This is a genomic window from Paracidovorax sp. (assembly GCF_057642795.1).
Genome location: NZ_JBXYZY010000001.1, coordinates 239,182 through 251,466, shown reverse-complemented (window position 1 = coordinate 251,466; position 12,285 = coordinate 239,182). Strand labels below are relative to the sequence as shown.

The following is a 12,285-nucleotide window of genomic DNA, read 5'->3' as shown; positions in this document are numbered from 1 at the left end:
CTCACTTTCCGAAGATGAAACGCGGCCCCGCCCAATGCAGCGCGTGGCGCAGGCCCACCGACAGCAGCAGATAGATGCCCGTGGCGACGATGTAGGCCTCGAAGGTGCGGAAGTTCTGCGCCTGGATCACATTGGCCGAGTAGCTCAGCTCCTCTGTCGAGATCTGCCCGCAGACGGCCGAACCCAGCATGACGATGATGATCTGGCTGACCATGGCCGGCCACACGCGCTTGAGCGAGGGCGGCAGCACCACGCGGGTGAACACCTGCATGCGGCTGAGCGCCAGGCTCTGCGCCGCCTCGATCTGGCCGCGCGGTGTGGCCTCTATGCCGGCGCGGATGATCTCGGTCGAATAGGCCCCCAGGTTCATCACCATGGCGATGACGGAGGCCACCTCCGGGCTGAGCTTCACACCCATGGACGGCAGGCCGAAAAAGATGAAGAACAGCTGCACGATGAAGGGCGTGTTGCGGATCAGCTCCACGTAGCTGCCCACCACCACGCGCAGCGCCAGCGGGCCGCTGACGCGCACCCAGGCACAGGCGATGCCCACCGTCATGCCGATGGCCATGGACACGGCCGTCAGGCCCAGCGTCCACAGCATGCCGCGCAGCAGGAACGGCCACTGCACCAGCACAGCCGCGAAGTCGAGTTGGATTTGCATATCGATCATCCGCGCGCTGCACGCAGCGCGCGGCCCATGGAAACTGTCACACCGTCAACGGCCCGAGGGCCGACGACCAAGCCACGGCAGCGGACGTCGCGCAAGGGGCTTCGCACCGCCTCAGGCGTCGCCGTCCTGCCACGTGCAACGTGAGAGAGGGAGGCGAGAGGCGCGCAGCGCCTCAGAAGAAGATGTTCACTCGCTCAACGGCAGGTCGCCGGCAGGCCGGCCCAGCCACTTCTTGGACATTGCATCCAGCGTGCCGTCCTTCTTGGCGGCCAGGATGATGTCGTTGACCTTGGAGCGCAGCGCGTCCTCGCCCTTAGCCACGCCCACAAAGTTGGGGCTGTCCTTGATGAGCAGCTTGTACTCGGCGTTCAGCTGCGGATTCTTTTGCATCATCAAGCCGGCGTTGGACACGCTCGTGGCGATGACCTGCGTCTGTCCGGCCACGAAGGCGGCGGTCGAAGCGGCCTGGTCTTCGTAACGCTTGAATTGCATGGAAGCGGGGCCGACCTTGGCCAGCTCCTGCTCCTCCATCGCACCCTTGGCAACGGCGATGGTCTTTCCGGCCAAGTCGTCGAAGGACTTCACCGGCAGGCTCTTGGACGCGTACACCGCCTGGAAGAAGGGTGAATAGGCGTGCGTGAAGTCGATGACTTTCAGGCGCTCGGGGTTCTTGCCCAGCGTGGAGATCACCAAGTCCACCTGCTTGGTCTGCAGGTAGGGAATGCGGTTGGCGCTGGTGACGGGCACCATCTCCAGCTTGGCGCCCAGCTGCTTGGCGATGAGCTCGGCCATGGCCACATCCAGCCCCTGAGGCTTGAGATCCAGGCCGACGAATCCGTAGGGCGGGTAGTCGGTGGGCACGGCGATCTTGACCGTCTTGGTCTGGTTGATCTTGTCCAGCACGCCCTGCGCGTACACGGCGGCCGAGCCGCCCAGCAGTGCGGCAGCGGCCAGGGCCAGGGTGAGGTGGCGACGGATGGGGGTCATAGAAGCGCTCCTAGGTAGGTGAGGGGGGTTCGTCGTTGCCGCCGATCGGCGAGGAAGGGACTGCAGCCGGTGCGTTGCCGGCCTTGGAATGCAATGCGCGTGCAGTGGGGCGCGCCAAAGGTTGGCGCACCACGGGGGCCAGGGCCCCGCGCAGCTGCGCCAGCGGGTCGGCATGGGCCGGTAGCCGCAAGTGGTTCTGCACCGAGTCGATGTGCTCGGACATCAGCGCTTCTGCGCCGGCGGTGTCGCCCGCCTCCAGCGCCGCGACGATGCGCACGTGGTCTTCGCACGACTGGGCGGCGTCGTGCGACGACTGGTAAAGCATGGCGATGAGCGTGGTGCGCGCCGTGAAGTCGCGCAGCGTGTCGGCCAGCAGGTAGTTGCCCAGGCACTCGGCCAGGCAGACGTGGAAGTCGCCCAGCAGAAAGCTGCGTGCGCCCACGTCGCTGCCGCACACTGCGGCCTGCTCGCGCGCCAGATGGGCCTTGAGGGATTTCAGCGCCGGCTTGCCCAGCGGCCGAGCGCTGCGGATCAGGCCCAGCTCGATCACGCGGCGGCCCTCAAAGGCCTCGCGCGCCTCGTCCTGCGAGGGCTCCACCACGTACCAGCCGCGCCGCGCACTGACGGTGACGATGCCACGCACCGACAGCCGCGTCAGCGCCTCGCGCACGATGGTGCGGCTGCAGTCAAACAGCATGGCCAGCTGCTGCTCGCCCAGGCGTGCGCCGGGTGCGAGCTTTTGCGCCATCACCGCTTCGATGATGCGTTCGCTGATATCGGTGGAAGAAATCGCCATGCCTTGCATGCCAGCATGAAGCGTGCCCGCTTGCATGCAAGATTGACGCACAAAGTTGGTTCAGCAAGGGACTCGAAGGGCTCAGGCGGCACCAAGTCGGCGCCACCCGCCCCGCCAGCCATGCGCCTCGGCCCGGGCTCAGTCGCGCAGCAGGCCCTCGGCGAGCCACTGCGTGCCCTGCATGAAGTCACCGATGTCCATGGCCTCCTGGGGGTTGTGCGAGCCGTGGGCGTTGCGCACGAACAGCATGGCGGCCGGAGTGCCGGCAGCTGCGAACACCGCCGCGTCGTGACCCGCCCCGCTGGGAATGCGCTCCAGCGTCTGGCCCGCGCGCGCAGCCACATCCTCGAAACGCTGAATCCAGCCCTCGTCCATGGTGGCGGGCGGGGTGTGGAGCCGGTCGTCGAACTCGAAACGCACGCCCCGCTCGGCGGCGATGGCCCGGCATTCTTCCAGCATCAGCGCGTGGAACCGCTCCAGCGTGCCGGCGTCCTGGCTGCGCGCCTCGAAGCTGAACTGCACCTCGCCCGGAATCACCGACACCGCATGCGAATGGGCCGGCGTGGTGCAGATGCCGCTGGTCATCACCAGGTCCATGCCCATCTGCAGCAGCACCCGCCAATGCTCATCCATGCGCGAGAGCAGCTGAGCCACGGCCAGCACAGCATCCTTGCGCAGCCAACGCGGCACGGCGCCGGAATGCCCCGCCTCCCCAAGGCAGCGCACGCGGTTGTGCCGCACATTGCCGCGGATACCCGTCACCGCCGCCACCGGCCAGCCACGCGCCACCATCACCGGGCCCTGCTCGATGTGCAGTTCCAGATAGGCGGCTATGGGGCAAGGCAGCAGCGGCGTGCCCTGCGCGATGGCGGACACGTCCGCGCCGCACCGCGCCATGGCCTCGCCCAGCGTGCCGTGAGCCGGCCCGGCGCGGTGCGGCAGTTGCAGCGCCGCGGCGGGCAGCCGTCCCAGCAGGGCCATGGAGCCCATGTAGGCGCGGCCGTACCAGGCGCTCTCCTCGCCGCGCAGGGCCAGCACGCGCACTGGAGGCGCATCCGCATGGCGGCCACGCAGTGTGGCCAGCACCAGCATGCCGGCCACCACGCCGGCCAGACCGTCATAGTTGCCGCCCTGGGGAACGGAGTCCACATGCGAGCCGATCACCACCACCGGCTCGTCCCGCGCGTCCTCCGGCAGGCGCATCCAGAGATTGCAGGCGCGGTCGTATTCACACGCCAGGCCCATGGCCGCGGCGCGCTGCTCCAGCAGCCGCAGCGCCGCGTCTTCGCCGGCACCATAGCTCTCGCGCGTGATGCCGGGGCCGTCGCGGGTGGCGTCGGCTACCTCGGCCAGCAGCGCTTGGGCCTGGCGGCGCCAGGTATCGGACGACGGCATTGCGGCTCCGGCTTCCCCCACAAAGTGGATGCCTGCGCTCATGCCGTCACTCCCGCGGGGCTTTCGCCCGTGCCGCCGTGCGCCAGGGACCACTGCGCGGGCGAAGCGGTGAACTCCGCCAGCGTCTGCGCCTGCGCGGCACTCAGGCGCCCTGCTTCCAGCAGCGCTACATGCAGTTGCGCCCACGAGCCTAGCGCGTGCAGCTTCAATTGCTGCTGCGCCAGACGCTGCGGCGTGTCGGGATAGATGGCGTAGTCGAACAGCACCAGTGCGTCGCCCGCATCCACGCCCAGCTGGCGCAGCGCCTGCGCCGCAGCCATCTTGGAGCGGCCATCGGTGGTCACATCGTCCACCAGCAGCACACGTGCCGGCAGCCCGTCGTTGCGGCGCGGCAGACGCCCCTGCAACTGGGCCTGCACACCCCAGCCGATGGGGCGCTTGCGCAAATAGAGCATGGGCAGGCCGAGCCGATCGGCCAGCCACGCGGCGAAGGCGATGCCGGAACTCTCTGCCCCGACCACGGCGCAAATGCCTCGCTGCCCCACCAGCGGCGCCACGGCGCGAGCAGCCGCATCCATCAGCTCGGTGCGCCAGGCCACATCGGACAGCAGCGCGTGCGGGTCCACATAGACCGGGCTGGCCCAGCCCGAGGTATAGAAGAAAGGCGTGTCGCCGGCGATGCGTACCGCATCAGTGGCGACGAGTGCCAGCGCCATGCGCGCGGCATCCTGGGAAGAGAAGATCATTGCTAAGCGTGCCAAAAGCCAAGCGACCCATCCTAGGCCGCAGCCCCTCAGCAGAGAAGTGCAAAAATCTCCGGCAGCCGTTCCCAACCGCGATGGCTTGCCGACTTCGCCCATTCCCCCGCATCAGCCCCCCACTGCGTCCATGTCCCGCCTGCTCTCTCCCCGCAACTTCCTGCGCCAGCTCGACCTGGGATCGCTCGACCTCTTCATGCTGGTCTGCGACACCGGCAGCATCGCGCGGGCAGCCGAACGCGGGCAGATGGCTGCGTCCGCAGTGAGCAAGCGCATCGCCGAGCTGGAAGCGCTGGCCCAGGCCCCGCTGCTGACACGCCATGCGCGCGGCGCGCGGCCCACGCCTGCAGGCCAGCAACTGCTGCTGCACGCGCACGCCATCCTGGTGGCGGTGGAGCACCTGCATGCAGATCTGGGCGATTTCGCCCAGGGCGTGCGCGGGCACGTCACGGTGTGCGCCAGCGCGTCGGTGGTGGAGCAATTCCTGCCGGCCGAGATCGCCGGTTTCATGCAGCGCCACCCGGACATCCGCATCGACCTGCGCCAGGCAGCCAGCCGCGCGGTAGCACAGGCTGTGCGCGAGGGCACGGCCGACATCGGCATCTGCGGCGCCAGCGAAGAAGTGCTGGGCCTGCAGGCCCGCCCCTACCGGCGCGAGCAGTTGGTGCTGGTAGTGCCGCGCGGCCACGCGCTGGCACGCCTGCGCAAGGTGGCCTACGAACGCGCGCTGGCCTACCCGCAGATCGGCCTGCGCGACAGCAGCACCGTGCAGCAGGCGCTGGCGCAGGAGGCGCGTGCCACGCGCCGCGTGCTGGGCCGCCGCATGGAAGTAGACAGCCTGAGCGCGATGTGCCGCATGGTCGAAAGCGGCCTGGGCCTGGGCGTGATGCCGGCCGGCGCCTTCCGCGCGCTCGGCGAGGCGACCACGCTGCGCGCCGTGGCGCTCACCGACGCCTGGGCCGACCGCGAACTCAACCTGTACGCCCGCAGCTTCGCCGACCTGCCCGCGTCGGCCCAACGCTTCGCCGACCACGTCACGCCGCTGGCGTGAGGACCGCGAGGCATCGCCGGCCATCGCGCCGCGCCGCAGCAGGACGCTGCATGCCCATGCCCATGCCCATGCCCATGCCCATGCCCATGCCCATGCGCTTGTGGCGATGTGTGTCTGTGGGTTTCCCCTAGCGCGATTTCTCCTGAATCCACGCCGTGACGGCGCTTTTGCGTTACACGGTCCAACCGATTGTGTGACCGGGCAACGGCTGGCAAAAGTGCTGGCTGGCAGCGCCACGGCACGGTGCAATAGAGGCCTGTTCAACGCAATTCGAGGAGCCAGACCCCATGCCCCGATCCCCGTCAGGAAGGTCTTTTCCGTTCGATGCCCGCAGCGTGATGCTGTTCGCAGCCATCGCGGTAGGCGGCGTGACAGCGCAGGCGCAAAGCCCCACGCCGGCCAGTTCAGCCAGGCTGTCTACGTCTTCATCGACCTCCAGCAGTCCTGCAACCCGCGCCGCATTGGGTGGCGCAACCCTTGCCGAAACCACCCGGGCGGATCGCTCCGCCAGAACAGGAGGACGCCAACGCTGAAGATCGCACACTTCCTCTTCTCACTCGCTCATTCATTCCTCACTGACTGAAACTTCATGGCCTGCGGCCCGCCGTCCTCCACCGGGGGCGGCGGGCCTTTTTCCTGGCCTCGCCATCGCTGGTGCAGCGTCCCGATCCGCTGCCTACAATCCCCAGAGCCCCCCCGGCTGCCCGGAGACACATGCCATGAACGCCCCCACCACCACCGCCCACCTGCTGCCCACGTTCCACCTGCGCCCGGTGCCTCCGGCCTTTTTGCAGGCGCTGCAGGACCGGTTCGGCAGCCAGTGTTCGCAGGCTCAGGCCGTTCGCGAGCAGCACGGCCGCGACGAAGGCTCGATCCAGGCGCCGCCGCCCTCGGCCGTGGTGTTCGCCGAAAGCACGCAGGATGTGATGGATGCCGTGCGCCTGGCCGCGCAACACGGCGTGCCCGTGATCCCCTACGGCGCGGGCTCGTCGCTCGAAGGCCACCTGCTCGCCATCCAGGGCGGCATCAGCATCGACGTCTCGCGCATGAACCGCCTGCTGCGCGTAGATGCCGACGACCTCACCGTCACCGTGCAGCCCGGCATCACCCGCAAGCAGCTGAACGAAGCCATCAAGGACACGGGCCTGTTCTTCCCCATCGACCCGGGCGCGGACGCCAGCATCGGCGGCATGGCCGCCACGCGCGCCAGCGGCACCAACGCCGTGCGCTACGGCACCATGCGCGAGAACGTGCTGGCGCTGGAAGTGGTCACGGCTGCGGGCGAGGCCATCCGCACCGGCACCCGCGCCAAGAAGAGCGCCGCCGGCTACGACCTGACCCGCCTGCTGGTGGGTAGCGAAGGCACGCTGGGCGTCATCACCGAAGTCACGCTGCGCCTCTATCCCCTGCCCGAAGCCGTGAGCGCCGCCATCTGCTCCTTCCCGAGCATCGAGGCCGCCGTGCGCACCGTCATCCAGACCATCCAGCTGGGCGTGCCCATTGCCCGCGTGGAGCTGATCGACGCCAACACCGTGCGCATGGTCAACGCCCATAGCAAGCTGGGCCTGCGCGAAGAGCCCATGCTGCTCATGGAATTCCACGGCTCCCCCGCCGGCGTGCAGGAACAGGCCGAGACCGTGCAATCCCTCGCGCAAGAGTGGAATGGCAACGCCTTCGAATGGGCCACCACGCCCGAGGAGCGCACGCGCCTGTGGACCGCGCGGCACAACGCCTACTTCGCTGCCGTGCAGAGCCGCCCCGGCTGCCGCGCCATCAGCACCGACACCTGCGTGCCCATCAGCCGCCTGGCCGACTGCCTGCTGGACTCCGTGGCCGAGGCCGACGCCAGCGGCATCCCCTACTTCCTCGTCGGCCACGTGGGCGACGGCAACTTCCACTTCGGCTACCTAATCGACCCGGACAGCCCCGCCGAACGCCAGACCGCCGAAGCCCTGAACCACCAGCTGGTCGCCCGTGCCCTGTCCATGGGCGGCACCTGCACCGGCGAACACGGGGTGGGCATCCACAAGATGGGCTTCCTGCTTGACGAAACCGGCCCCGGCGCCGTGGCCATGATGCGCGCGATCAAGCAGGCCCTGGACCCGCAGAACATCTTGAATCCCGGAAAGATATTTGTGCTCTGATAGACCGGATTCGCTATCATTTAGAGAGCAGAAAGCACCCGAAAATCAAGCACTGCGCGGCGGCTGGACTTTGTTCAGCGAGGGCTGCGCCCAGCCAATCTTCCCACCTGCGGCAGATGCGTGGCTAACGCCTGCCGCATCCCATGGCGGGGGGCACTGCGCATGCAAAAGCAAATGGCGCATCCCGGTCGGCGTGAGCATCCCAGCAAACGAAGGGGCCGTTTGCCTGCGCCACTCCGTCGGGCCGGAGTCGCCACCGACACGTCTCGGTTTCGTGGCTCTTGCTGGTGAGCGCGTATCGAGTCTCGCAGCGGCCCGGCCGCGAGGGCGGCGGTCGTTCGGTGATCCGCCGCGCCCCAGGCCGCAGGTCGGCCCAGGCTAGCCCATCAAAAAGCCGCCTTCAACCCAGCGGACTCCTGAAGCCCGCATATCGGGCTGCCGGAGGGGAGAGGTCCGACGCCCGGGCTGGACGAACAAACGCCCGCACGAAGCGCGGGCAGGGCATCTCCGCTCAGCAATTGCCTTTTTTGGCTTGGCCCGGAGGGCAGAACTTTCCGCCCCCGGAGCCTTGGGGGCCGGCAGGGTCGACGACGACAGAACCAGACGGGGTATATACCGCGCAGCCGGCGACGGACGATGCCAGCAGAACCAGTGCGATCAGGGATTTCATGAGGGCGGACTCCATTGTGGTGATGCAACCCAGTGTATGCGCGAAAAGTTCACTGCGCGGGCGAAGCCGCACCCGTGCGCCACGTCACGGCCCCTCCTTTGCCGGAAGGGAGATCGCGCCGTCAATGCCACCATATCCCCACCCAGGGGGGGTGCCCAGAACCTGTTGCGAACGGCCTGCTTCCATAAGGGAGTGCATAACGCACCCCATGTCCATCCACCTTGCGCCCCCGTCCCGCAGCGGGCGTGAGGATCTCGAACGGCGGGCTCCTGATGATCTCCGCCAGCGCTCTTTTCGTTCCCCGAGCGCCGCTCACCTTCAGGGGGATTGAACGGGCTCTCAGTTCCGCATCGCGAGCAAGCATGGCCGTCAGGCTTGCTCCGTCGATTCTGCGCAACGGGCAGGCTGCGGCGGCCTCGCAGGCGCGTCTGCAATCCAGCGTTGCAACGCATCGGGCGGCAGCGCGCAGCTGAAAAGATAGCCTTGCACCTCGTCGCATTCAAGGGACTCCAGCATGCCCCGCGTGGCCTCGTCTTCCACGCCCTCTGCCACCACTTGCAACCCCAGCGTATGTCCCAGACCAATGATGGCGCGGGTGATCGCCATGTCGGCCGGACTCGCGAGCATGTCGCGGATGAAGGACTTGTCCACCTTCAGCTTGTCGATCGCGAAGCGCTTCAGGTAGGCCAGGCTCGAATAGCCCGTGCCGAAATCGTCGATGGACAGTTGCACGCCCAACTGCTTGAGTGCCGCGAGCTGCCCCTGCGCCAAGCCCGCGTGGTCCATCAGCTGAGATTCGGTGATTTCCAGTTCGAGGCGGTCGGCAGGCATGCCATGTCGCGCCAGCAGCGCCGCGATGTCGGGCACCAGTTGCGGGTCGGCTAGCTGCTCGGCCGAGAGATTCACCGACACCGGCAAGCCGGCAAGCCCGCCTTGGGCCCCAGAGGCGTGCCAGAGCGCCCACTGCGCGCAGGCCTGGTCCAGCACCCACGCGCCGATGGGCCGGATCAGCCCCGCTTCTTCCGCGATGGGAATGAACTCGCCTGGCAGCACCTCGCCGAGCGACGGGTGGCGCCAACGCAGGAGCGCCTCCAGGCCGGTGGGCTGGCACGTCCGGGTCGACATACGGGGCTGGTAGTGCAGAGCGAACTCCCGGCGATCCAGCGCTCGCCTCAGCGACTGCTCCATGGCCTGCCGCGCCTGCACGCGCTGGTCGGTCTCCAGCGAATAGAGGTGCGCCATGTCGCGGCCGGCGGTCTTGGCTTCATACATGGCCGCATCGGCTCGGCGCATGAGTTCATCCAGATCGGCGCCATCTTCCGGAAAGACGGCAATGCCTACGCTGCACGACACGTTGAGTTCGTGCTCCTCCACCATATGGCTCTGGCGGATCAGCGGGATCAGACGGTGCTCCACGGTTTGCAGCACGTCCGCCGGCCCTTCCACGTCTCGCATGATGATGACGAATTCATCACCACCCAGCCGGCTCACCGTATCCCCATGGCGCGTGGCCTGCGCCAGCCGCCCGGCCACGGAGCGCAGCAATCCGTCGCCGATGTGATGGCCCAGCGTGTCGTTGATGGCCTTGAAGCGGTCGAGGTCGATGAAGAGCACGGCCACACGCTCCGCGCTGGCGCTGGCCTGCGCCAGCGCGGCCTGCAGCCGCTGCACGCACAGCGAGCGGTTGGGCAGCTCGGTCAGCACGTCATGGTGCGCGAGGAACTCGATGCGTTCCTCGTTGCGCTTGCGGTCGGTAATGTCGATGGCGATGCCGATGTGGTTGGTGACCACCCCGCCCTTGCCCCCCTCGCGCACGGCCGACACCATCAGCCAGGCCGGGTAAGTTTCGCCAGAGCGGCGGCGCAGACTCACCTCACCCTGCCAGGATTCCTTGTCCTGCAGCGTGCGGGCTATGACGGCACCAAGGGGTGGGTCGCCCGCGTCCTCAAGCAAGAAAGCGAGGTCTTCGCCGAGCAGTTCGTAGAAGTCGTGGTGCGTGCTGCGGCATAAGGCATGGTTCACGCTCAGGATGCGCTGGTCGGCCGACATGATGATGATGCCCTCGGAGGAGGCTTCGAACACCTTGGCCCAGAGCTCCAGGCGCTGCTCCATCAACTTCAGCACGTTGATCGGAGTGAAGGCCGTCAGCATCGCCTCGCGCCCCTGGAATTGCAGTCTGCGCGCCGACAGCACGGCCCAGAGCGGCTCGGCACTGCCCTTCCAGCGCACCTCGAACTCATCGACCACGCCTTGGTCCGCCAAGCGCTGAAAGAACCGGGCGCGCACACCCGGGTCCATGCCGCGGCGCCATGGGTCGCGCATCGTGCCGTTGAGCCAGGGCATGGCTGGCTCGTTGGCGTGCAGTACCTCGTGCTCGGGAACCGAGGTCACCACCATCGGGATCGGAAAGGCCTCCACCAGCTCGCGCTGCGCCTCGGCGGCACGGGCGCTGGCGGCCAGCTCCTGCTGCAGCAGGCGCTCGCGGTCCAGCTGCGCCAGCATGCTGTTGAAGGCTGTCACCAGACGGCCTATCTCGTCGCTGCTGCTCCAGTTTGCGCGCAGGCTGTGGTCGCCGGTCCGGCGCACCTCGTCGGCCACGCGGGATAGCTGCTGCAGCGGCTTGGCGATCTGCCGAGCCACCAGCGTGACCACGCTCAGGATGCAGCCCAGCAGCACCAGGGCCGTGCCCATGTGCAGCCACATCCGGGCAAACAGGTCATGCACGCGCGTCTGAAGCAGCCCGTCCAGCTGCAGCGTTCCCTGCTCCCAGGCCACCTGCAGATTGGCCAGCAGGGAGCGCTGGCGGTCGGGCAGCTCCGCCTGGGCCGCATGCGTATCGCCCTGCGCGATGGCTTGCAGCAGCGCCTGGAAGTCGGCACCCGCAGCGGCCAGCGCCTGTCGATGCTGAGCCAGCGCAGAGCGCAAGGCAGGCGAGCCGGCGATAAAAGCCTGGTTGTAGTCCGAATCAATGCCGACCATCACCGCGTCCAGCCGGCCCGCGAGGGTGAGCAGTTCCGCCGCGCGATGCGCCGCCGGGCCAGGCCGCTCGGGCTCCCCCATGAAGCCGGCGATGTCGTGAGTGACCTGCAAGAGCTCCGGAAAGCGCAGCAGGATCAGCGACATCACGTAGTAGCTGTCCAGATCGGGATCAAGGATGAGATTGGACTGGTTGCCCACGGTGGTCATCAACTCCCGCCCCTCGCTCAGCAGCCGGGCTCGGCCGGCATCGCGTGGTTCGGTAGACGCCGCATCGCCTTCGGGCGGTCGCAGCAGCGTCTCGAAACGCTGCGCGCTGTCCGCGGTCTTGAGCTGGCCGTCGTACTGCAAGCGCACGCGCTGCAAACGCTCCACCACCAGGGTCGGGGGGCCGCCGTCTTGATGAAGGAAGGCCTCCAGCAACACATCGCGCACCGCCGAGGCATAGGCCGTTCCCACGATCTCCTTGCGTGCGAAATCGATGGCCAGGAATTTTTCGTGAATCAGGATGCCCGATACGTAGATCACCGCCGTCAGATCGAGCAAATAGATGAGCATGAGCTTGCGCCCCACGCTGAGCCGGCCCAGCCAGCGGGAAACTCGTTGCACGATAGACATGTGATGGAAACCCCGATGGGAAGCGCGTTGGGCAGCGCGGTGAAGCGACCCTTGGAACAAAAAATAGGTAGTCAGGCCCTGGGCGGACGATACGCTGCTTGGGATGCCTCAAGAGCGAAGCAAGAGCCAAGCCCGGCACGCCCGAAAGGCGCCTTCCCATAGGCTCGAAGGCAGCACGGGACCATCCCCGCGCGGACTGAAGCCCATGCATCCTGCA

At 67.6% G+C, this 12,285-nt stretch carries 8 protein-coding genes; 2 read left to right on the top strand and 6 right to left on the bottom strand.

Annotation, left to right across the window (positions count from 1 at the left end):
• Position 1: 1 nt before the first annotated feature.
• From AC3A84_RS01150 to AC3A84_RS01130, 5 genes are all read right to left on the bottom strand, one after another.
• Positions 2–664: an amino acid ABC transporter permease gene (locus tag AC3A84_RS01150; RefSeq protein WP_487967915.1), complete on the bottom strand. Its 663-nt coding sequence runs from the start codon at positions 662–664 to the stop codon at positions 2–4.
• A gap of 195 nt (positions 665–859) precedes the next feature.
• The gene (locus tag AC3A84_RS01145) at positions 860–1,660 is read right to left on the bottom strand and encodes a transporter substrate-binding domain-containing protein (RefSeq protein ID WP_487967914.1); all 801 of its coding nucleotides are present in this window, start codon (positions 1,658–1,660) and stop codon (positions 860–862) included.
• A 10-nt stretch (positions 1,661–1,670) separates the two neighbouring features.
• Positions 1,671–2,456 carry a GntR family transcriptional regulator gene (locus AC3A84_RS01140; protein WP_487967913.1) on the bottom strand — a complete coding sequence of 262 codons (786 nt, stop codon included), beginning with the start codon at positions 2,454–2,456 and terminating at the stop codon, positions 1,671–1,673.
• Between the two features lie 138 nt (positions 2,457–2,594).
• The gene (locus AC3A84_RS01135) at positions 2,595–3,851 is read right to left on the bottom strand and encodes a hydantoinase/carbamoylase family amidase (protein WP_487968220.1); all 1,257 of its coding nucleotides are present in this window, start codon (positions 3,849–3,851) and stop codon (positions 2,595–2,597) included.
• Positions 3,852–3,889: 38 nt separating this feature from the next.
• Entirely contained in the window at positions 3,890–4,597 is a 708-nt protein-coding gene (locus AC3A84_RS01130; protein ID WP_487967912.1) for an orotate phosphoribosyltransferase, read from the bottom strand.
• A 142-nt stretch (positions 4,598–4,739) separates the two neighbouring features.
• Between AC3A84_RS01130 and AC3A84_RS01125 the strand changes: the two genes are divergently transcribed.
• Positions 4,740–5,660, top strand: coding sequence for a LysR family transcriptional regulator (locus AC3A84_RS01125; protein ID WP_487967911.1), 921 nt, complete (start codon positions 4,740–4,742; stop codon positions 5,658–5,660).
• 719 nt (positions 5,661–6,379) lie between these two features.
• A complete protein-coding gene (locus AC3A84_RS01120) occupies positions 6,380–7,804 on the top strand; it encodes an FAD-binding oxidoreductase (RefSeq protein WP_487967910.1) in 1,425 nt (474 codons plus the stop codon).
• 1,039 nt (positions 7,805–8,843) lie between these two features.
• On the opposite strand, the gene AC3A84_RS01115 is transcribed toward AC3A84_RS01120, so the two are convergent.
• Positions 8,844–12,068: a putative bifunctional diguanylate cyclase/phosphodiesterase gene (locus AC3A84_RS01115; RefSeq protein WP_487967909.1), complete on the bottom strand. Its 3,225-nt coding sequence runs from the start codon at positions 12,066–12,068 to the stop codon at positions 8,844–8,846.
• Positions 12,069–12,285 lie beyond the last annotated feature (217 nt).

Excerpts from the sequence above, each read along its gene's own strand:
- AC3A84_RS01150 (WP_487967915.1), bottom strand. The coding sequence starts at position 664 with ATGCAAATCCAACTCGACTTCGCGGCTGTGCTGGTGCAGTGGCCGTTC.
- AC3A84_RS01145 (WP_487967914.1), bottom strand. The coding sequence starts at position 1,660 with ATGACCCCCATCCGTCGCCACCTCACCCTGGCCCTGGCCGCTGCCGCA.
- AC3A84_RS01140 (WP_487967913.1), bottom strand. The coding sequence starts at position 2,456 with ATGGCGATTTCTTCCACCGATATCAGCGAACGCATCATCGAAGCGGTG.
- AC3A84_RS01135 (WP_487968220.1), bottom strand. The coding sequence starts at position 3,851 with ATGCCGTCGTCCGATACCTGGCGCCGCCAGGCCCAAGCGCTGCTGGCC.
- AC3A84_RS01130 (WP_487967912.1), bottom strand. The coding sequence starts at position 4,597 with ATGATCTTCTCTTCCCAGGATGCCGCGCGCATGGCGCTGGCACTCGTC.
- AC3A84_RS01125 (WP_487967911.1), top strand. The coding sequence starts at position 4,740 with ATGTCCCGCCTGCTCTCTCCCCGCAACTTCCTGCGCCAGCTCGACCTG.
- AC3A84_RS01120 (WP_487967910.1), top strand. The coding sequence starts at position 6,380 with ATGAACGCCCCCACCACCACCGCCCACCTGCTGCCCACGTTCCACCTG.
- AC3A84_RS01115 (WP_487967909.1), bottom strand. The coding sequence starts at position 12,068 with ATGTCTATCGTGCAACGAGTTTCCCGCTGGCTGGGCCGGCTCAGCGTG.